General features: G+C 47.1%; 13 protein-coding genes. 4 read left to right on the top strand and 9 right to left on the bottom strand.

What is annotated here, in order from left to right; genetic code table 11:
• Positions 1–1344 carry a CDP-diacylglycerol--serine O-phosphatidyltransferase gene (gene pssA / locus OM978_RS18920; RefSeq protein ID WP_264343893.1) on the top strand — a complete coding sequence of 448 codons (1344 nt, stop codon included), beginning with the start codon at positions 1–3 and terminating at the stop codon, positions 1342–1344.
• Positions 1345–1371: 27 nt separating this feature from the next.
• On the opposite strand, the gene yjgA is transcribed toward pssA, so the two are convergent.
• Positions 1372–1899, bottom strand: a complete 528-nt coding sequence (yjgA, locus tag OM978_RS18915) for a ribosome biogenesis factor YjgA (protein ID WP_264343892.1) — start codon at positions 1897–1899, stop codon at positions 1372–1374.
• 185 nt (positions 1900–2084) lie between these two features.
• Here yjgA and pmbA point away from each other — a divergent pair, with 185 nt between their 5' ends.
• Complete coding sequence (gene pmbA, locus OM978_RS18910; RefSeq protein WP_233009284.1) at positions 2085–3431, top strand: metalloprotease PmbA; 1347 nt, start codon at positions 2085–2087, stop codon at positions 3429–3431.
• 110 nt (positions 3432–3541) lie between these two features.
• Positions 3542–4072, top strand: coding sequence for a hypothetical protein (locus OM978_RS18905; RefSeq protein ID WP_264343890.1), 531 nt, complete (start codon positions 3542–3544; stop codon positions 4070–4072).
• 70 nt (positions 4073–4142) lie between these two features.
• Here the strand turns inward: OM978_RS18905 and OM978_RS18900 are convergent, their stop codons facing one another.
• The 5 genes from OM978_RS18900 to OM978_RS18880 all read right to left on the bottom strand — a co-directional run bounded on the left by OM978_RS18900 (position 4143) and on the right by OM978_RS18880 (position 9739).
• A complete protein-coding gene (locus tag OM978_RS18900; protein ID WP_264343888.1) occupies positions 4143–6326 on the bottom strand; it encodes a M3 family metallopeptidase in 2184 nt (727 codons plus the stop codon).
• A gap of 300 nt (positions 6327–6626) precedes the next feature.
• Positions 6627–7808 (bottom strand): sensor histidine kinase, encoded by a 1182-nt coding sequence (locus OM978_RS18895; protein ID WP_264343886.1) that lies wholly within the window; start codon positions 7806–7808, stop codon positions 6627–6629.
• Positions 7809–7851: 43 nt separating this feature from the next.
• On the bottom strand, positions 7852–8538 hold the full coding sequence (locus OM978_RS18890) for a response regulator transcription factor (protein ID WP_264343884.1): 687 nt from the start codon (positions 8536–8538) through the stop codon (positions 7852–7854).
• A complete protein-coding gene (locus tag OM978_RS18885) occupies positions 8538–8903 on the bottom strand; it encodes a DUF3019 domain-containing protein (protein WP_264343883.1) in 366 nt (121 codons plus the stop codon). The genes OM978_RS18890 and OM978_RS18885 overlap by 1 nt, the downstream gene beginning before the upstream one ends.
• A complete protein-coding gene (locus OM978_RS18880; RefSeq protein ID WP_264343881.1) occupies positions 8897–9739 on the bottom strand; it encodes a MipA/OmpV family protein in 843 nt (280 codons plus the stop codon). The genes OM978_RS18885 and OM978_RS18880 overlap by 7 nt, the downstream gene beginning before the upstream one ends.
• A gap of 417 nt (positions 9740–10156) precedes the next feature.
• Here OM978_RS18880 and OM978_RS21480 point away from each other — a divergent pair, with 417 nt between their 5' ends.
• Positions 10157–15385, top strand: a complete 5229-nt coding sequence (locus OM978_RS21480; protein ID WP_319633884.1) for a S8 family serine peptidase — start codon at positions 10157–10159, stop codon at positions 15383–15385.
• 266 nt (positions 15386–15651) lie between these two features.
• Here OM978_RS21480 and OM978_RS18860 read toward each other — a convergent pair whose 3' ends face one another.
• The 3 genes from OM978_RS18860 to OM978_RS18850 form a co-directional block, all read right to left on the bottom strand.
• On the bottom strand, positions 15652–16566 hold the full coding sequence (locus OM978_RS18860; protein ID WP_264343880.1) for a pirin family protein: 915 nt from the start codon (positions 16564–16566) through the stop codon (positions 15652–15654).
• Between the two features lie 225 nt (positions 16567–16791).
• Positions 16792–17655: an alpha/beta fold hydrolase gene (locus tag OM978_RS18855; RefSeq protein ID WP_264343879.1), complete on the bottom strand. Its 864-nt coding sequence runs from the start codon at positions 17653–17655 to the stop codon at positions 16792–16794.
• Between the two features lie 165 nt (positions 17656–17820).
• The gene (locus OM978_RS18850; RefSeq protein WP_264343878.1) at positions 17821–22257 is read right to left on the bottom strand and encodes a response regulator; all 4437 of its coding nucleotides are present in this window, start codon (positions 22255–22257) and stop codon (positions 17821–17823) included.
• Between the last annotated feature and the right edge of the window lie 2 nt (positions 22258–22259).

Raw genomic sequence — 22259 nt, 5'->3', positions numbered from 1 at the left:
ATGTTACAAACTTTGTTAAACAGACGTCGTCTGGCCAAATTGCCAAAAACAGATCTGGTGGCTGAAACCGTTTCTGTGTTGTGGTCAGCTGCTGATTACAAAAGCACAGTGCTGGATCTGATCCAGCGCGCTCAACATCGTATTGTGATCACAGCTTTGTATCTGCAGGCTGATGAAGCTGGTGAGCAAATTCTGCGGGCTTTATTTGCAGCCAAACAACAAAAACCTGATTTGCAGGTGACTGTGTATGTCGATTACCACCGTGCCCGTCGTGGCCTGATAGGTCAGGAAGGTGCCCGCACCAACAACGACTTTTATCGTGAGATTGCCAAAGACTACGACTTGCCTATTCAGATCATTGGCGTGCCGGTGAAAAAGCGTGAGTTGTTTGGGGTTCTGCATTTAAAAGGTTTTGTGTTTGATCAAACCCTGCTGTACAGCGGTGCTTCACTGAATAATGTCTATCTGGCGGAAGAAAATCGTTACCGTGCCGACCGTTATTTAGTGCTGCAAAATCAGGTGATGACAGACGCCATAGTGCAGGCGCATCAGCAGTTATTTGGCGATGAAGAACAAACGCCAGAACTGTTGGATGACGAAGACTACGTCAGTCAGGCGGTAAAACGTCAGTCGCGCTTATGGTTAAAACATGCCAAAGCCACCCGTTATCAGTATTCTGATAAAACTGACTCGGCTTTACGGGCTTCGTTGCTGATGGGATTAGGGCGTCGTAATAACGAGCTAAACAGTACAGTGCTGGCTCTGCTTTCGGTCGCACAACAGGATGTCCTGATTTATACGCCTTATTTTAACCCGCCTGTGGCTTTAGCCAGAGCGCTACGTAAATGTTTAAAACGTGGTGTCACAGTGACCATAGTAGTGGGCGATAAAACAGCCAACGATTTTTATATTCCACCAGGTCAGCGTTTTAGCAAAATTGGCGGTTTGCCGTATTTCTATGAAACCATTTTGCGTAAATTTGTTCGTGCCAATCAAAAATTTATCGATTCAGGTTTGCTGCACGTCAAACTGTGGAAACACCAAGACAACAGTTATCATCTCAAAGGCTTAAGTGTGGATGGTGTGAAGCATCTGTTTACCGGCCACAATCTGAATCCACGGGCTTTTGCTTTGGATTTTGAAAACGGTATCTATGTGGAAGATGATCTGCAGCAGCTAAAAGCCTTGCTGGAACAAGAAAAACAAGTGATCACAGCCCACGCCAGCGAAGTTGTGCATTATTCAGAAATTGAAACTGTACGGGATTATCCGGAAGTGGTGCAAAAGCTATTAAGCCAGTTGCGTCGTATAGGTGCGGATTTAGTGGTAAAGCGGTTGATATAAAAATGGGGTCAAATCTGACCCCATTTTTTAGTCTTCTAAAATAGCCGGCTTAATCAGCTGGAACAATTCACGGAAAGCCTTAGGTGGCAGATCCTTTTCCTGTTCTCTTTTTGCATTACGAATAAGTGCCCGTAACTGCTGTACGTCTACATCAGGGAAAGCTGCAACAAATTCAGTTAATGCATCCGGATTGGCAATCAGTTTATCGCGCCAGGTTTCCACTAAGTGGAATTTACGGGTCGCCGCCTGATTGGTGTTACGCAGCACAGCTAAAGCACGCTCAATAGGTTCCAGATCACGGGTACGCATTAAACGACCAATAAACTGGATATGACGGCGCAGCGCTTCGTGCTTTTTAGACAGCTTGTCAGCTAGCGCTAAAGCGTCTTTTAATTCATCATCTAAATCTAACTTAGCACGGGCTGCAGGGCTTAAAGCCACCAGGTCTTCACCCAGTTTCTGCAGCGCAGTCATCTCTTTTTTAACTTGGGTCTTACTTTTACCATACTCAACATCCCAGTCGTCGCCATGGGTAAAGTCGGTCAAATCGGCCATAGAATTCTCTTACCATCTTAATTAATGCATATAGTATACCCGATAGCCTGCACTCTGTCGTGCATCGGATTGGGCTTGGGACGGGCGACCATAAAGGTCGCCCCTACGTCCAATTGCTGAGGAACTATGATAAGCTGAGCCCAAATTCTGGCAGTTAAAACAGAACAACTCTGACAGGTAAAGCAATGAGTCAAACCGAAGTTACAATCTGGCAAGAAATCGCCGAAGTAAAAGATGCTGTCAGCCAGGTGCTGGCACATGCAAAACAATTAGGTGCCAGCAGCGCCGAAGCGTCGATGAACCGTACCCGTGGTTTAAGTGTCGAAACCCGCCATGGCGAAGTAGAAACCGTCGAGTTTAATCAGGATGGTGGTTTAGGCATCAGTATTTATGTCGGCCAGCGTAAAGGTTCTGCTTCTACAGCTGATTTAAGCCCGGCCGCTTTAAAACGCACAGTGGAAGCTGCTATTGATATAGCCCGTTACACTTCTGAAGATCCACATGCGGGTTTAGCTGATGCGGCCTGGCTGGAATTATCGCCACCGGATCTGGATTTATTTCACCCGGCTTCAGTCTCTACCGAACAAGCTATTGAATGGTGTAAAGCCTCTGAAGAAGCTGCTTTTGCTTATGATGCCCGGATCACCAACTCCGAAGGTGCTTCCTTTTCCTCACATCAGGGCTTAAAAGTCTATGGTAACAGCCATGGTCAACTGGTCGGTTACCCAAGCAGCCGTCACAGCCTGAGCTGTGTAGTGATTGGTGAAGACGGCGACGATATGCAGCGCGATTACAGCTACACAGTGGCCCGTGAATTAGGTGCGTTGCTGGACCCGGCTCAGATTGGCCGCGAAGCTGCACTGGAAACAGTACAACGCTTAAATGGCCGCAAGCTGGGCACGCAAAAAGTGCCGGTGATTTTCCGTGCTGATATCGCCAGCAGTATTTTTGGTCATCTGGTGTCTGCGATCAGTGGTGGCAGTATCTACCGTAAATCCAGTTTCCTGCTGGATAAAGTCGGCCAGCCTGTGATGTCTGACAAAGTGACTATTATTGAGCGTCCGCATTTAAAACAAGCTTTAGCTTCCAGTCCTTTTGATGGCGAAGGTGTGAAAACCCGCGATTTAACAGTGCTGGATAAAGGCGTATTAAATACTTACCTGACCACCAGTTATTCAGGCCGTAAGTTAGGCTTACCAAGCACGGGTCATGCTGGTGGTATCCATAACTGGTTAGTGCAACATGGTGATGCCGACTTAGCTCAGCTGTGCCGTGATATGGGCACGGGCTTGTTGGTGACAGAACTTATGGGTCAGGGCGTCAATACAGTCACAGGGGACTACTCACGCGGTGCTGCTGGTTTCTGGGTTGAAAACGGTCAAATTCAGTTCCCTGTATCCGAAATCACTATAGCTGGTACTTTGCAGCAAATGTTTATGGATATTCAGGCCATAGGCAAAGACGTTGACCCTCGTGGTGGCGTGTTGACAGGGTCAGTGCTGATAGGCCAGATGCAAATCGCTGGTCATTAATATATTCAGGTCAGAGCATTAGCTCTGACCTTTTTTGTTTCCTCTTGATTTTTCTGAACTTTCCCCCAGCTATACCCACTAAAGCATTAATTATTTTTCCCGGAGTTTTTATGAAGTCCTTATCTTTTTTAGTACCAGCTACCTTATCTTTTTTGCTGACCAGCTGTGGTTATTTCGCCGGAGATGAAAAGCAGCAGTTAGAACAAGCCTGGCTGGCGAAAGATCAGCAATTACAGCAGGCGGTAGAACAAATTCGTACTCAGGGTTTAGAAGCTGTTGCCAATGGTGCTGAAGCGGGCACTGTCGCTTCTTGTGTTGCTACGACCTTAGTGGCCGATCCGGTTGGCCGCTTAATCAGTGTGGAAGGCGCTTTAGTCGAGTCGGCCAAGGTGTCGCAGTTACTGGCTGATTTACAGCAGGTGATGGAACAGGATGTGTCTCTGGAGCAAATGGCGGGCTTATTACAACGTGGCGCTGATGCAGCTGTGTATGCCAAAACCTTAATTGAACAACAAGGTTTAGAGCAGGCATTGCAGACGTTAAAGCAGATGGCCATTGCCAGTCAGCAGTTTGCCCAACAGGACTTAGGTGCACATTTACAGCAGTTATTAGCCAGTTGTCCTACCAAGCCAGCCGAGTAATATAGCGCGCGAATACCATCAAGAAAAAGCCGCTCAGTGAGCGGCTTTTGTGTCTTGAAACCAGCAGAACTTAGTTAATGCCAGTCTTTAAACCACGACGGATTAACAGAGCATCAGTAGTAGGTTCCTGACCACGGAAGGCTTTGTAGGCTTCCATTGGGTCTTTGCTGTTACCAATAGACAGGATGTTTTTGCGGAAGTTAATGCCGTTTTCCAGCTTTAAACCGCCCTGAGTTTGCACATAGGCAAAAGCGTCAGCAGCCAGAATCTCACTCCACATATAAGCGTAGTAACTGGCTGAGTAACCACCAGAGAATACGTGAGCGAAGAAAGTCGACTTATAACGTGGTGGCACAGCAGCCAAATCCACACCGTGTTTCTTCAGTGCAGCTGCTTCAAACTTCTGTACGTCCTGCAGTGGTGCATCGGCTGGCAGAGAATGCCATTCCATGTCCAGCAGGGCAGAAGACATATATTCCAGTGTGTCATAACCCTGGTTGAAGCTGCGTGATTTCATGATTTTTGCTAACAGTTCAGCAGGAATAGCTTCGCCTGTTTTGTAGTGTTTGGCATAGTTGCCAATCACGTCAGGGTGAGCTGCCCAGTCTTCCTGGAAAGTCGACGGGAATTCAACGAAATCGCGTGATACTGAAGTACCAGCTAAGCTCGGATAATTTACATCTGAGAATAAACCATGCACCGCATGACCAAATTCATGGAACATAGTGGTCACATTGTCATAGCTAACCAGCGTAGGTTCACCAGCCGGACCTTTAGGAATGTTCATTACGTTTACAACTACAGGCTTCTGGTTTAACAGCTTGCTTTGCTCAACAAAAGAACTCATCCAGGCACCACCACGTTTGCCGTCACGGGCAAAGTAGTCAGCATAGAAAATAGCCATGCTTTTGCCGTCAGCGTCAAACACTTCATAAGCTTTTACGTCCGGGTGATATACAGGTAAATCCGGACGCGCTTTCAGCGTAATACCAAACAGCTTGTTCATGGTGTAGAACATACCGTCATTCAGTACGCGCTCAAACTCGAAATACTGACGAACTTCTGCTTCGTCTAAATCGTATTTGGCTTTACGAACTTTCTCAGCGTAAAACTCCCAGTCCCATGGTTGTAATTCAAAGTCACCGCCGGTTTCTTTGATCATCGCCTGAATAGCTTCGGCTTCTTTTTTGGTGTTTTCCACTACAGCAGGAACCATAGAAGCGAACATATCCAGAACAGCTTTAGGCGTTTTAGCCATAGTCGGTTCTAACTGGTACGCAGCCCAGTTGTCATAACCTAACAGCTTGGCACGTTCAGCACGTAACTGAGCTAAACGAGCGACGATAGGCTGGTTGTCTGTTTCGCCCGAGATACCACGGTAAGCTGAGGCTTCCCATACTTTTTTACGTAATTCACGGTCTTCCAGTGAAGCTAAAACAGGCTGGCGAGTAGTATTGGTAATTTCAATAATGAACTTACCTTCCTGACCACGGGCTTTTGCGCCTTCGGCTGCAGCAGTCACTTCAGCTTCTGATAAACCTTTTAACTGTTCTTTGTTGTCGACGAAGATGGCAATGTCTTTGGTCATCTGCATCAGGTTTTGCTGGTACTTGTTAGTCAGTGTGGACTGTTCTTCATTTAACGCGCGGATTTTGGTTTTTTGTTCTTCGGTTAAGTTGGCACCGGCACGAACAAAACGCTCATAATAATCTTCGACTAAACGGGTGGCTTCACCGTCTAAACCTAAAGTAGCACGAGCGTCATATACAGATTTTACGCGGGCAAACAGCTGTGGATTCAGGTTGATGTTGTCTGAATGCGCGGCAAATTTAGGCGCCATTTCGGACTGAATTTTCAGGATCTCATCGTTGCTGATGGTGCCTGTCATATTAAAGAATGTAGTGGAGGCACGAGTTAACAACTCACCACTTTTCTCCATAGCCACAATGGTGTTGTCAAAAGTTGCAGGTTCTTTATTCTCAGCAATAGTCAGGATCTCAGCCATATGCTGCTTAATCCCTTCTTCCATCGCTGGTTGATAATGCTCAACTTTAATTTTATCGAATTCAGGTGCTTCGTACTGCAGAGTACTTTTTACTAACAATGGGTTGCTCACTGCACCTTGCTCCGCTGCTGGGGCTGCAGTTTGAGTTTGCTCAACTGCTGCTGTAGTTTTAGCTTCTTCGGCTGGCTTGGAACAGGCGCTCAAAGCGACTGCTGCTCCAATGGCGCTGGCGATTAAGGTCTTACGCATAGATCGTTTCCTCTGGGTATCTTGGTTGTTTTTTTGTTATGAACTTACAGTAAAAAATCATCAAGTGTTAACTGGTCGAGTATGCCAAAAGCAGTGTTGAAAGAACAGGTTTTGCAGTAAATGGCAGGTTTAGCGGGATAAGTGGGGGGCAAAAGCCAGCTATGTATTTGTTTCGTGAAAACAGCAGTATTGGCTGACTTCTGATTTGGTTACAGGATAGGCTCAACCTCAAGGATTCTGCTTGCTTTCACTGCCACGTCTTAAGCAAGCGTATACACCGGGCCTGATCTTCAAACCAATTTATTTTTTGGCTTGTGTTATTGGAATGCTGATTGTCGCAGCATGTCCACCATGTAATGACGCGGAAAAACCAAAATGTCCATTGTGCTGCATACATACTCGCCGCACTATACTTAAACCAAGTGAATGATGCAGCGACTCGGCAGGGCGTTTGGATGCGACGTTCAGGCTGGCCGCTTGTCCGTCGTCATGCACCACGATATGGCAATATCCATCAGCAACTTCAGCCGTCACATTAATCCGGGTTCCGGCGTATCGCATCGCGTTGCTCAGCAGGTTTGCTATAGCCCTGTGTAGTAATCTTTTATTGGCGGTAATCAGTAAGTCTGATGCAACTGCAACATCGAAGGTCAACTGGTTATCCTGGGTGAAAAGGTCCACCATCTGATGTAAAAAATCAGACAGGTTAAAGTGTTCGTAAGCCATTTCGTCAGGTGTATATTGGTTCTGTGCCAACATCAGGTATTCGTTGATGTTGTTTTCAATTTCAGCCAAATTGCGCATCAGTTGCTGTGCAGTCTGTGGCTCTCCCTTCTTATCCAATTGGTGCGCTATAAAATGCATACGGGCCACGGGCGTTTTTATATCGTGACAAATAGTCTCAGCAATTTCGGTTTGGAAATGGGTCAGTTCTGCAATACGGGCAGTCATATTTTGTAAGGAGTGCGCCAGAGGTTCCAGATAGGATTTTTTGCTCAGGGTAAATGCAGGCAGATGGCCGTGGCGTATTTCATTTAAGGCGGATGATCGCAATACAGCGGCATCTTTAAATAAGGTGCCTGTATAAATAAAAAACGCAATAAACAACACACTGTAAAACAACAGGCTAAAGAGTAGTTTTTTATCCAGTGGGGAGTTTTCAGCTTCCAGCCGCAGGCAATATAAGCTGTTATCGCTCTGGTGCTGACAAAGCAGGCGACGGTCTGCCGTTTCAGATAATTCCAGATATTTATCTTGTCCCGTGGTTTCAGTGTGTTGCCAGATCTGAGGCTTAATGTGAACAAATACAGCATCAGCACAATCTTCCTCTGCGGACATTATGCATACTACTTTGCCGGACGAGTGCTGATGAGTGGTAAAAGCCTGAGACAATAAGGTATCAAGAGCAATGACAGGAGCACTGTCTGCCGTATGCCAACGATGCAGGGTATTTACTGTGTACGCAAGAATGGGGACTGTCATTGCCAGCACGAAATAAAAGCGTAGCAATGATAAAGACAGCCATTCAGGTCGGTGTATATGCAAGATAGTAGCCCTCACCCCATGAAATGACTATGTTCCAGGCTGGGTCAATGCCCTGCAGTTTTTTCCGCAAGCGGGATACTCTGCCATCCATGGTGCGATCTATACCGTCATACACTTTGCCCAGATGATGTTGAAACAGCCAGTCTCTGCTGACGACTTCACCATACTGTTGCATCAACGCATCCAGCAATCGGAATTCAGCTGTTGTCAGATCGATCCGGGTGTCCGCCAGATAGGCGTTCTTGGCTTTGGTATCCAGCCGTAAGTTATGCTGTTTCAGCTCAGAGTTTAACGCTATGGGCGCTTTGTCCTGAGCCAGAAATACTTTTAGCTTGGCCAGCAGCAAGCGTGGATCTATGGGTTTCAGCAAGTAGTCCTGAGCACCAAGCTCAAAACCATATAATTGTTGTTTCATTGAGACCTGAGCTGTCATAAACAGAATAGGCCCGGCAAAACTGTGCCGAATTTCTTCGACAAAACTAAAACCACTTTTACCTGGTAATGTCACATCGCATATAACCAAATCAAAGCTTTGTTGATGGAACAGTTGAGCAGCTCTGGCCGCGTTGTAAGCGGAGGTTACCGTATAACCTTCGGAGTTTAGGCAATCAACAATCAGTCGGGTAAGCTCCAGATCATCTTCAAGCAAAAGTATGTGCTTAGTCATCAGAATACGCTCCATGACAGCCGCCTTTGCTGTAACGCTTGTTGTTGATGTTGCAGAACTTTAAAGGCTTTAGTGGCGAGCACTTTTTTACTGCTTTGATCCATCAGACTAAAAAGCACTGTCTCGTTGCTCTGCAAAGTCATGCTGTAGGCGTCTTGTTGCCTGGCGCAATGCAATACGGTTTTTGTGTTCTCATTCACCAGGCAGGCAACGGTATTGGTTTTCCAGCGCATCTGTAGTGTGGTGACACAAACGTCATTTTTACCAATTAGACAGAATTTGGGCAAAATTTCAAACTGTGCCGACTCAGAAGCAAAGGGCAGCGTAAGTAAAACAAGCAATGTAAAGCAGTTTGCTTTTACCATTGATACATGAAACCCATAAACCAAATGTCATGCTGGCGCGAACCAATAAATAAGCTCTGCATCACCTCTGCCGGATAAAACTCCCGTCTCAGACTCGCAGCAAAGCTTAGGTTCGAACTTAGATTCAGGCTGGCATCCAGTCTTACAGAGGGCAGCCACATGTGCCCCGGCTGAACTCTGAGCATATTGGAGGTGTCGTGATAACCCAGGCCAAAGTAATAGTTAGCGAAACGTTGATCAAGCCGACGTATACCCAAGCTTGGGGCTAAGTTAAAAGACTGCCCCTGATACTGATATCTTAGTAAGGTATTCCACTCGTTGCCGTTATGTACTCCGGAAATATCGGTGTGCCATTCACTGCGCAGTTCAAAATTATCTGTCCTGGCATATGCCGTTATTCCCGCTAAATAACTTAAATGGCGTCGTTGAAAATTGATGACATCCTGAATGGTTTCATCCCAAAGAACAGGTATTTTGACGTTATTTATCGCTAAAGATTTAATCAAACCATCTTCAGCACTGTTATGCCGTACCGACAGTGCGTCGAAACTTTGCTTGCCACTCAAATCCAGCGAAAAATGTTCTGTTTCTACCAGATTGAATCCAAGATCAAGGTTTTCCAGATAAAAACGCTTGTAGTACAACGACCAGCGCGGCAACACATATAGATTGGTATTACTGGCATCAAACAACAAAGTGCCATACTGGCCATGCCCCACTGTCACACTAAACTGCCACTGCTGCACGTCTTGAGTCTCTTCTTCTGCCAGAGCAAAGAAACTTGCCGCAAAAAGTAGCCAGGTAGTAAGTAAAAGACGCAGATAGCCTGAAAGCATGTATTTAACCTGTAAATGGCTGACAAAAATTAAAAAGATCCCCAGCTTGTTTCACATTCCAATGACATCGGGTCTCAGGTTAATCATAGCTGGTGTTTTATTTATCCGTAACGAACCCAGGTGCGGCTTTTATTCATTCCAGTCATCACATCAGAGGCCAAGTCATAGCGGACGGGCGATGCTAGCGGATAACAGCATGTGAAAGTGTGCAAAAGTGTACAGAGGCGGCAGAAACACAATGTAAAAAGCTCTGCTGCCTCCAAAATTCACACAAAGCTGAGTCGTTTCACTAAGGCAAATTCAGGTAAAACTTAGCTGCACACTTTCGTACAGTTTGCCGTTTTTTTGCACGTTATAACTTCGGGCCGAATGCAAAAGTACAACTTTTAATCATCCAAAGCATTCACTGGAGGAAGTGTGAAGTTAAAATCAGTTAGTCTGGCTATGCTGTCTGCGCTTTATGGCGTAGGGGTAGCATTGTCAGCTCAGGCGGCTCCTGCCAATGCCAATACCATCAAATTACAGCAAATCAAACCAACACAAACAAAAAAACAAAATGTTGGTCATCAACCGCAGCAACTAGGCAATGTAACCCGTGCTATGCCGGGTGGCAAAAACCAACAAATTCAGCCTGCGTCAGCCAAGGCGAAGTTTGTTGCTGAGCCACAGCGTACAGGCGAAGATGTTTATATCGTCCGCTTAAGAGACTTGCCTGTTGCTATTTATGATGGCCGGGTTAAGGGATTTGAAGCCACCGCAAAAAGTGTTATTAAACGTGAGCTTGCAGTTAAATCCGGCGCACTGAAAAACCAACAGGGTAAAAGCTGTCAGGCAGTTGCTGATACTGCAGCTGTTGAACAACTGGCTGTAACTCGTGCACAAAGTTACAAAAGCTACCTGATGCAAAAGCAGGATAGCGTGATCAATATGGCACAAAGCCAGGGGATCAGCGGTAAAGCCAGCGCGCGTTTTACTACAGCAGTGAACGGCTTCTCGATGAAAATGACCCAGCAGCAAGCTAAAAAACTGGCCAGCTTGCCACAGGTTGAGTTTGTTGAACGCTCCACTATGCAAAAAATTCTGACCGACCGTGGTCCGGGTTTTATCGGTGCTGATCAGGTGTGGTCTGGCAACACAGTCAGCAATATCCCTCAGAAAGGTGAAGGTATTGTTGTTGGTATTATCGATACCGGCATCAACTCCGATCATATAGCTTTTGCTGATTTGGGTGGCGATGGCTATAACCATACTAACCCGTTGGGTGAGGGGGTTTACCTCGGTGACTGTGCAACTGGTAAAATTGTCTGTAACGACAAACTGATTGGTGTTTACAGCTGGCCTGTGATCACCGATTCATACGGCGGCCTTGGCACAGCAACAGGTGAAGATTATCAGGGCCATGGCAGCCACGTGGCAGGTACTGCCGCAGGTAACTATGTTGAAGATGTACCTTTACTGTCGCCTTCTTCGGGCAATGGTGATGGTGACCCAATGGGCTATACCTTTGAGTCCACCTCAGGTGTAGCGCCTCATGCCAATATAGTTTCTTATCAGGTCTGTTTGTTGGACGGTTGTCCGACAGAAGCCGTTCTTAGCGCTTATGAGCAAGCGATCGAAGATGGTGTGGATATCCTGAACTTCTCAATAGGTGGTGCTGAGCGTTTCCCGTGGGAAGATTCAACTGAGCTGGCTATGCTGGCTGCCCGTGAAGCCGGTATTATCGTGGCTACTGCTGCGGGTAACTCCGGCGGCGATGAAAACAACACCTTTTTTGGCAGTCTGGGGCACAGCTCTCCATGGTCCATGGTGGTAGCCGCCAGTACTCATGACCGTGTACTGGACGTCACTAAAAACCTGATCAGCTTTAGCGGCGGCAGCTCAACTCCATATGTCAGTATTGATCCGGATGCAGAGTGGCCCGATGATATTGCAGGTTTTTCCACCGGCAGTATTGTTGATGGCAAGGCTGTGTTAGCTGCTGATTTTGGCGATGAAAAATGTGAAAACGCCTTTGCGCCAGACACTTTCACGCCAGATCAAATTGTTATCTGTAAGCGGGGTATCAATGCACGAGTGGCGAAAGCCCACAACGTATTGGCCGGTGGCGCTGGTGGTTTTATTCTGTATAACGAAGATTGGTACCAGGGCATTACCGATGTAGAAATGCAGATTATGGATGACACTTTCCCATTACCCGGCATCCATGTCAGCTATAACACGGGTCAGAATATCATTAACTGGCTCAATGATGGTGGCGCAGACCATAAAGTCAGTATCACAGGTGGTTCAGTCGCCCGCACTATTGACCCGGCTGCTGGTGATATTCTGGCTGATTTCTCGTCACTTGGCCCATCCACCACTTATAAGCACCACCTGGCCCCTAATATTGCCGGACCTGGTGTCAATATTTACGCCCCTTATGCGGATGAACATCCTTTAGAGCCAGGTACTGCACAGTCGCAGGATTGGGCCATGTTAAGTGGTACCTCTATGGCTTCGCCGCATATTGCTGGTGCCATGGCGTTAGTGCGTCAGGCGCATCCGGACTGGACTGCTGCAGAGGTGCAATCAGCCATGGAGATGACTGCATCACAGACCGTACGTCGTGATGTTGATCCTGAGTATTTACCTGAAGGCCACCCAGCGTCTCAACACAGAGCGGGTGCTGGTCGGGTGGATGTCAAAGCTGCAGTTGATGCAGGTTTGATCATGGATGAAACCGTGGCGAACTTTAAGCTGGCCAATCCGAATGTTGGTGGTGATGTACGTCAGTTAAACTTACCACAACTGGTCAACAGTAACTGCCGGGCCGGTGTTTGTTCCTGGGTTCGGACAGTGACGGCGACGCGTGACGGTAACTGGACATTAAGCGCAGACACCTGGGTCTATGATCGCTGGACCAGCCCCTTTGATGGCGAAATTAATATGCATAACGCCAAAATGGAGTTTTTCCCTGCAAGCTTCAGCCTGAAAGCGGGTGAAAGTCAGAATATCGTCATTAAGGCGGACATTGCTGATATCCAGGCCCAGTACAACTCACAGTTGGCTGGTTCCGGAAACAAAATGGAAGGGCTGGAGCTGTGGACTAACGTCAATCTGACTGCTTCAGACGCTGCTATTCCTGCGTCACACTGGCCCGTTTCGGTCAATTTTGACCGTCTGGGTTTACCGGAAGCTGTGAATCTGACTGTGCATCGCGACAATGGTGGCTACCGGATCGCAGACCTGCCTTTAGCTGCCAGTAACGATATGGTTTACCGTGCCCACGGTCCGGTGAAAGCAGACACTGTTGAAGTGACCTTACCTCAGGATAACAACCATCAACCAATCTATACAGATGGTGATTATGAACAAGGCAATAACCAGATCTCTCTGATCAACGTACCTGAAGGTTCGGCACGTTTAGTGGTAGAAGTGTTGGACCATGTCAAAGGCCCAGGTATTAATCCAATCATCGGTGATCTAAGTGGTTCTTTAGCTATTCATATAGGTCGTGATTTTAATGGCAATGGCGAGGCTGATTTTGATGAAGAGTGGTTATGTTCATCTACTACTCAAATTGAGCTGAACCATTGCAACCTGACCAATCCGGACGCTGGCTCGTACTGGGTCTTATTATCCAATACCAGTTTAAATATGTTTGACTGGATACGTGAGGAAGGCCCGGATCCATCAGGCTACTATGGTGTTAAAGCAGAAGACCTGGTTGACACTTATAAAGTAGCAACGGCTGTTGTGCTTGCGGGAGCAACTGGTTTACAAGTAGCCGGACCTGCAGTGACAGATGGCAGCGCAGTAGATGTAGATTTAAGCTGGAGCCTGGATCAACTGGTTGAAGGTGATGTGGCGTATGCTGGTGTAGATATTGGCAGCAGTGCGGCGCCAGGTAATGTTGGTTTCATCCCCGTGCGTTTAGAGCGTGGTATGAATGATGTTACTGTTAAGGTAAATGATAAAGTTCGTGGCGGTGATGTTGTCGATGTGACAGTGCATGTGGTGCAAAACAACACAGGTGCGGATCGTGATTTTGACTTAAGTACCGTGGTCCCAGCCGGTTTAACCTTGCTGCCGGATTCTGTGAAAGTCAGCAGTGTGGAACAGCAGGCTAATCTGATTGTTGAAGGTAATAGCATTCGGGTTGCTGGTGTACAGCAAGATTCCACCAACTGGATGCGTAACTACACTGTGACCAACAGCGAAACTGATGCCATGTGTCGTGTGCCGAACTACGGCAGCAATGGTGCTGGTTTCGTTGGCTTAGCTGAAAACTACGGTTTTGTCCCTGCCGTTGGCGGAACAGCAGGTGACTGGGTTGGTTCAGGTGGTTATGACAGCAATGGCAACTGGGTTTATGTCAATCCGTTTGAAATTCATTTAGCCGATTACTGGGGTGATGAAGGTCGAATGAACCTGTTCCATAATGAAGATTATATGACTTATGATCGCTTCATTGTGTCGCCACAAGGTTATGTCAGCTTTGGTCCGGCCTGGTATGGCGGTCAGCATTTAATCCAGCAAAAATTCCCGTACCTGATGACACCTTATGGACCTTTTATTGCTCCATTCTGGCGTGGTCAGCCGGATTTAGAAAACAGTGGCTGGGCTACAGTGGTTGATGCCTTAGGCACTCCGTTAGAGCAAAATATGCTTGAGCCAGCTAAAGGTTCAGGTATTGCGCTGGGCTTTGCCGGTGATGAGATTATCGTAGAGTGGGTCAATGCCCGCACCCAGAGCGTGAGCGTAGATTGGTTCGGCAATGCCAGCTCAAATGGCACTGAAGATGATGACCGTTATACCTTCGACCTGATTCTTAATAAATCCTACCGTTACGGTTCAGGCGAATTCGAAATCGTCATGGCATACGGCGACATGGATTTTGCAGGCACAGGTGATTTTGCTTCCATAGGTTTGCATGGTAACTATGGACCGCTCGATATCTTTGGTTTCCCATATGCTCAGGAAACAGGTATCAGTGCGGCTTATAACAACTTAACTGATGTGGCTAAACGCGATATGGTGATCTGTTATGACTATACCGGACCAGAAGCAACACAGTTTGATCTGAGCTTCCAGGTAAGGGTTGCAGAAACAGCCGCTGGCCAGACACTGAATATGGACTTTACCAGCGATGTTAGTGGTATGGGCCAACAGGTGATTAGCAGCAGCGTTGAAGTTGCAGGCAACATTACAATGCCGGCCTTTAACGACGTTACTCTGGACGAGAATGGCTCTTTTGAACTTCAGGTTGCCTATGCTGATTTGGACGCCAATCCAAATACCGTCAGTGTCACTGGTGATCATGTGAAGGCTGTCGTCAGTGCTCATGACACTGGCGCTCTGGTGACTGTTACACCTGATGCAAACTGGCACGGTGAAACTACAGTAACAGTAAAAGTGACAGACAGTATTAACCTGACTGATGCTGCTGTGCAGAGCTTCGTGTTAACCGTTGTATCTGATGGTATCGAGTTAGGTTGTACAGATAGTGGTGCCACTAACTTTAACCCTGCGGCAACCAAGAGTGATGGCAGTTGTAAATTTCCGGCTGCTGTGACTCCAGCTTCTTCTGGTGGTTCAATGGGTTGGTTTGTGTTGTTGTTATTACCCTTAGTCTATACACGCCGGATCTTTGCGCTTACGAAATAACAGGGTATTTGTGCAGAATAGTGGCAATTAGCAAGGACGCTATTGTCACGACTTACTCAAGGCCCTGCGATGCAGGGCTTGTTTTACCTGTGTTTATCTCAACCTTATCTCTGAGTATTCACTAGCTTTTTTAGCGGGATCATACATCAGGGACAGAGTGGCAGCTGCCAGCAAGCAGCAATGCACCGCAAATAGATTTCACAGCTTTACCTTAATTCGGGCGGTAAATCAGCAGTCAGAGCTTGTGGCTCTGACTGCTTTTCGACTTATTTCGGCAATGGGATAAACTCAACTTCATCCTCTATGACTTTTGGAAATTTACCGGCCAGCCAATCTTGCTTGGCTTGTTCTATCCGTTCTTTGCGGCTGGAAATAAAATTCCACTCAATAAAACGTGGGCCTAAGTTCTTACCACCAATCAGCGCTATCCGGCTATTTTGTGTGGCTTCAATCACCACACCTTCGGCTTCGGATAAAACCACCATGTCATATTGGTTGATCACTTTATCTTTGAGCTTCAACTGGCCTTTGGCAACATACACAGCTCTTTCCTCTGCGTTCGCAAGCTCAAGGCGTTGACCTGCCTGCAAATCCGCTTCGACATACAAGGTGTCTGAATAGGTTTTTACCGGTGACACCAGGCCATAAGCATCACCTATTAATACCCGCAGCGATACGCCATCTATATTGGCGGCCGGAATATCACGGCTTGGGTAGTGGTAAAAGGCCGGATCTATTTCCTCAAACTCTTCAGGTAACGCCATCCACAGCTGAAGACCGTGCAAACGATGAGGCACACCATTTACTTCAGGGCGCTCACGCTCTGAATGCACTATGCCTTTGCCCGCCACCATCAGATTGATATCACCAGGAGTAATGGTTTGTTTGCTGCCCAGTGAATCGCGATGCAGAATTTCGCCTTCAAATAAGTAAGTGACAGTCGCCAGATTAATATGTGGATGTGGCCGCACGCTGATGCCTTTGTCTGCCGGAAAGTCGGCAGGTCCCATATGATCAAAAAATATCCATGGCCCTACCATCTGACGTTCTTTATTCGGCAAAGTACGACGTACAGAAAAATCGCCTAAATCTGTAGAACGTGGGGTAATCACCAGCTCAATGGCGTCACAGCCGCCTTCGGTGTTGCACTCCAGTTCTGCGCTTTTGGTCGTAATGCTCATGCTTTGTCCCTGCTTAGTCAGTTAAATACAAAGGAATTGGCTGCTGTTGTTAGCCTCTGCACAAAGTGTAAGCATTAATTGCGGCAATAGAAAATAGTAAAAATAGCGGATTAGGTTCTGATTTTATGAATGATTACTGCCGCAGTGAGCAAAGATTACTTTGTTTAATGACAGTATTGAAGCAAGCATCAGGGCCGTTTTCCGGCTCTGATACTTAAGTGTTGTTCAACGAGGGTTATTTTCTGTTGCTGTCAGTTGTATCACTGGGCTGGCTTTTAAAAATTGAATTAAGTCGCGGCTTAAGCGGTCTTTTTCCGTCGCAAATAAACCATGAGGCGCACCATCGTATTCAATCAGTTCAGCCTCCGGCACAAAGTTATGGATTAAGCGTGACGAGCTTTGAATAGGCACTGTGGCATCTTCAGTGCCATGGATCACCAACACAGGCACTTCAATAGCTTCTAAATCTGCTCTGAAGTCGGTTGAAGAAAAAGAGTTCAGGCACTGTAAAGCTGCACGTAAGCTACCTTGCATGGCTATACCCTGCATCCAGTCTAAATAAGCAGAGCTGACCGGATTGGACAATAAACTGACGCCAAAAAACTTCTGGAAAAACGCAGTGTAAAAGTGCGGTCTGTCGGTTTTTAACGCCAAAGCAGTTTGTTCAAAAGTTGCTGCATCTGTGCCGCTGGGGTTGTCCGGTGTCAGTAATCGAAAGGGTAAAACGGAGGAGATCAGCGCAATTTTTGCAACTCTCTTGCCCTCAAAGCGAGACATATAGCGGGCTACTTCGCCGCCGCCCATCGAAAAACCAACCAGTGCGACATCGTTTACTGCTGTGTGGTTGATTAGAGCCGCTAAATCATCGGCTAATGTATTGTAATCGTAACCATGCCAGGGCTGGGATGATCGGCCAAAACCTCGTCTGTCGTAGGCAATCACTCTGTGGCCTGCGTTCACCAGTGCTATAGCCTGTTCTTCCCAACTGTCTGAAGATAAAGGCCAGCCATGAATCAAAATCACAGTGCTGCCACTGCCCCAGTCTTTGTAATAAATCCGGGTATTGTCTTTGGTGGTGAAATAGCTCATGTCGTACTCCGTGTTATGGCCAGATCACCGAGCATGGACTGATTTTAACCACAGATCTGTGGGCTAAGGCACAAAGCGATATAGCAGTCTGGATTTAACCCGACCAGAACGGAGACGAAAAGGCAGAAGTGCAGCAGCTTTTGCTGCACCTTGCGTCTTATAGTTTCAGTTGCGATTCTCTTGCAGTATGGTTTGAAGCAGGTGTTCAGCTTTTTCAAACTCAAAACCTGAGATCAGCTGCTTTAACTGATCCATATGCCGCAGCTGTTCAGTAGCCAATGGCAAACTCTCCAGCGCATCTACTTCCGCAATAGCCGATGTATCGCAGTGTTCTAGCAAAGCGAGCAATTTTTGTAGCTGAGCCGACCAATCATAAGGTGGATGATTAGACTGAGCTGCGCTGGCTTTTTGTGGAGTATCAGCAAAAAACTGGTCTAGCCCTTGTAAAATAGGGTTGAGCAAATTTTCTAGCTGTTGGATCTGAGTGCTTATCCGCGAGAACTCTTCACCAAGTTGCACTTGCTGTTCCAGCTCAGCAGCAGCATCAGCCACTTCCAACGCACCTATAGTGCCTGCATTGCCTTTTAAGGTATGAGCCAGCCGACCAAGTAAGCTGTAATCCTGTTGCTGCAGGCTATCCTGCATTTCTGTGGTGATTTGTTTGTTGGATAAGGAAAATTTACGCAGCATACGACGATACAATTCAGGCTGATGCATGGTGCAGCGCAGGCCATGGTCGGTATGTAATCCTTTGATCTGCGGCAGATCTGCTACTTTATGGGGTTCTGCGTCTGAGGTTGCATTCTGCGTGCCTGGCGCCTCTGAATTTGCAAACCATTTTGCCATAGTGGCGAACATAGTGCTGATATTCAGCGGTTTAGCTATATGGTCGTTCATGCCCGCTGCTAAGGCCAGTTGCCGGTCACCTTCCATCGCATTGGCTGTCATTGCCAGTATTGGCAAACTGGTCAGGCCCAGTTCGTTGCGAATGAGCCGGGTTGCTTCATAACCATCTAATACCGGCATCTGGCAGTCCATCAATACACCGTCAAAGCTGCTGTCGCGCCGCAATAAATCCACTGCCACAGCACCATTTTCAGCCAATACCACAGTGATACCAGCTTGCTGTAACAGTTCCAGAGCCAGTTCCTGATTCATTTCATTGTCTTCCACCAACAACACTTTTTTAGCCTGCAGTTGTCTGGTGCTGTCTGCCGCTATGTCATTGAGCTGATGTTGGCGGGTTTCCACCAGATTTGATTTACCAAGGGCATGGCCAATGGCTTCCAATAAAGTGGAGGGAGTCACAGGTTTGCTCAACACAAAAGGCAAATGAACACCAACCTGTTCCGCTTTGAGCTGAGCATCTTCCCTGCCGAAGGCTGTCACCATCACAATAGCCGGGGTCTTTTCATAACTACTTTGCAGTTGCTGTATGGTCTCAATACCGTCAAGTCCTGGCATTTTCCAATCCATCAGTACGATGTCAAAAGGCCGGCCTTGCTGATAAGCACGGGCTATCGCTGCCAGCCCTGCGGTTCCGTCTTCGGCCATTTCGGTAGCCAGACCAAAATGCTGGCTCATGGCGACCAGAATTTCACGGGCCATAGCGTTGTCATCGACCACTAAAGCCCGCACATTGGTCAGCTCATCCGCTCTGAGCATACGTTTAACCACAGGGTCAGTTTGTGGCGATAAATTCACTTCAAAATGAAAGCAGGAACCTTCACCTACGCGGCTATCGACCCAGATCTGGCCATCCATCATCTCGATCAGATTTTTAGAAATAGCCAAACCCAACCCTGTGCCACCATATTTTCGAGTGGTTGAGCTATCAGCCTGAGAGAAAGACTGAAATAATCGGGCACATTGCTCTTCGTTCATGCCAATGCCTGTATCACGGATCCAGAAATGCAAGCGCACCTGATTCTGACTGGCCTGCAAAGTACGGACACCCACCACTATCTCGCCATGTTCGGTAAACTTCACCGCATTATTACCCAGATTAACCAGCACTTGTCCCAGTCGCAGCGGATCTCCGACTAATGCCGTCTGTAAATCCGGTTCAAGGTCAAATAGCAGTTCAAGCGCTTTGTTGTCCGCATTCATCCCTACCAGATTGGCAAAGTTCTCCAGCACATCTTCAAGCCGGAACGGAATGTGTTCCAGATTCAGTTTGCCTGCTTCAATTTTGGAGAAATCAAGAATGTCATTGATGATCCCCAGCAGGTTTTCCGATGCTTTATGCACTTTTTCAATGTAGTTGCGCTGTTTTTTATCCAGTTCAGTTTGCAGTGCCAAATGTGACATACCAATAATGGCATTCATAGGTGTGCGGATTTCGTGGCTCATATTGGCCAGGAAATCACTTTTGGCTTTGGTCGCGGCTTCAGCTGCATCGCGGGCTCGCATCATTTGCAGTTGCATACGTTTACGCTCAGAAGTGTCCTGTCCTATCACACAAAGGGCAAATGCATCACCTTCTGAGGTTTGTAGCGGGAATTTCAGCAGTTGCCTGCTTTCACTGAGTTCACCCTGACCATAACTGTATTCAAACTCCATCAGTTGACCGGCTTCTAGTGTTTGCTGGTCTGTCTCACTCATCCAGCTTGTCAGTTCGTTTTCAAAAAAGTCGTCCAGACGATGCCCAATCAGGCTTTCTGGTTCAATATTTAATCGGTTAGTCAGGAAATTAGAAAATGATTTATTGATGAGCAGGAATTGGCCCTGCAGATTTTTAACGTAGATATCAGTTGGGGAATTATCCAGTACAGCCTGTACCAAAGCCTGAGATTTTTCTAATTCGGAAAAGGCCAACTGTAGTTTTTGTTCTGCCGCTTTACGTTCAGTGACATCACGCACTGAAGCGCACACACAAGCACCTAAACCATCAAGGGCTGTGAGTTTCGCCAGACTGACATCCACCGAAATTTCACTGCCATCTTTACAGCGGCCGTGCACTTCACGACCAGCCATTTGACGGGTGGTTCCTGTCGCAATATAACTCTCTCTGAGTTGAGGGTGTTTTGGTCTGATCGCATCAGGGACCAGCACATCCAGCTGCTGTCCTTGCAGCTCATCTTCTGTGTAGCCAAACATGGCGGCAACCTGCGGATTCGCCAGAACAATGATCCCTTGTGCATCACAGACCAGCAAGCCATCAGGCGCGGATTTAATAATGTCTCTGTACCATTGTTCCGTGACTTTTAATTCCGTTTGCTGCCTTTCTAGCTCAGCAGTTTGTGTGGCAAGCAATGCCGATTTTTCTTGTAACGCCAGTGCTTGCTGCTGACTTTCCAGCAGTAAGTCTTTGGTTTTCAGCGTGCGCTCCATAATTTCCAGACTCATTGCCAACAGCGGTAATGCGCCTTCCAGTAACGAAAGCTGACGTTCAGTAAAATGATGAAAACTGGCCATTTCCAGCACAGCCATCAGGCGGCCATTACGGATCACCGGATAGACAGCGAGGTGAGGAGCTTTAGCCTGGCCCAATCCGGAACTGATCTGGATATAATCTTCAGGCGCATCAGTGAGGATTATAGGCTGCTTGTCTATCGCCACTTGCCCCAGTATGCCGTCCCCTACAGCAATAACCTGTTTAAGTTGCTTACGTTCTTTAAAGGCATAACTACCCGCCAGTTTCAGCGTCTGGCCAGAATCATCGCAGACATAATAAACGGCATGTCCCAATTCCAGCATTGGGCCGAGCTGCATCAGAAAATTTTCTGACAATTCCTGATAGGTCGTCACTTGCTGCAAACTGGAGGACAGCTGCGCCAGATTGGTTTTTACCCAGCGCTGAGTGGTCATCTCAGAAACCACATGGCGTAACTGATCAACACAACGCGCCAGCCGGCCAATTTCGTTCGGGTAGTCGGTATGAGGAACTTCAACTTCGTGTTGGCCTTCGGTCAGTTGTTGTACTCGTTTCTCCAGTCGCTGAGACGGGGCGTTGATTGAGCGGGTTAACAAAGCTGCCACCACTGCACCTGCCAGCATAGCTGTGAGTAACCCTACAACCGTAATCCAGGTCGATTGGCTGGCTAATGCTTCAGCATTCCGTAAAGTTTCTGCGGCGATCTGCCGTTTTAATTCACTGTGCAGCGATAGCGCTTTATGCGCTTGATCCCATTTTGATTGAAAATCAGCACTATCGACCAGAATTTTAAACTGTTGTTGTTGGCCGTACAGTGCCTGATCCAATTGCAGTTTGTATTGCTGATAAAACTCCTGAAACTCATCCAGCAGAATACCAGACTTAGGATTTACGACTCTTTGCCTTAATTCATTGATGTCCGCTGTTAATTTTGTATCAGAACGGGCAATGGTGTTCATCGCCTGCTGCCGTATCAGCAGATCTTGCTTATGGGCCAGATGTTCAACCTGATGATCGATGATGGCCAGGTTTAACTCACTGTCTTTACTTAAATAAATGGATTGCAGTTCATTGTTATAGAGTTTGTCGAGCTGATCGTTCATCACACGGATGTTGTACAAATTATTCAGGCCGAATGCCAGCATCATCAAAAGCATGGCACTTAAACCAAACGCCAGTCTGGCTGACAGGCTTTGACGTTCAAGAATATGAAGTAATTGATTCATTC

Origin of the sequence: Rheinheimera sp. MM224 (genome assembly GCF_947090785.1) — a bacterium.
GTDB lineage: Bacteria > Pseudomonadota > Gammaproteobacteria > Enterobacterales > Alteromonadaceae > Pararheinheimera.
The sequence above is the reverse complement of the archived record's forward strand: the minus strand, read 5'-3'. Positions and strand labels throughout refer to the sequence as shown.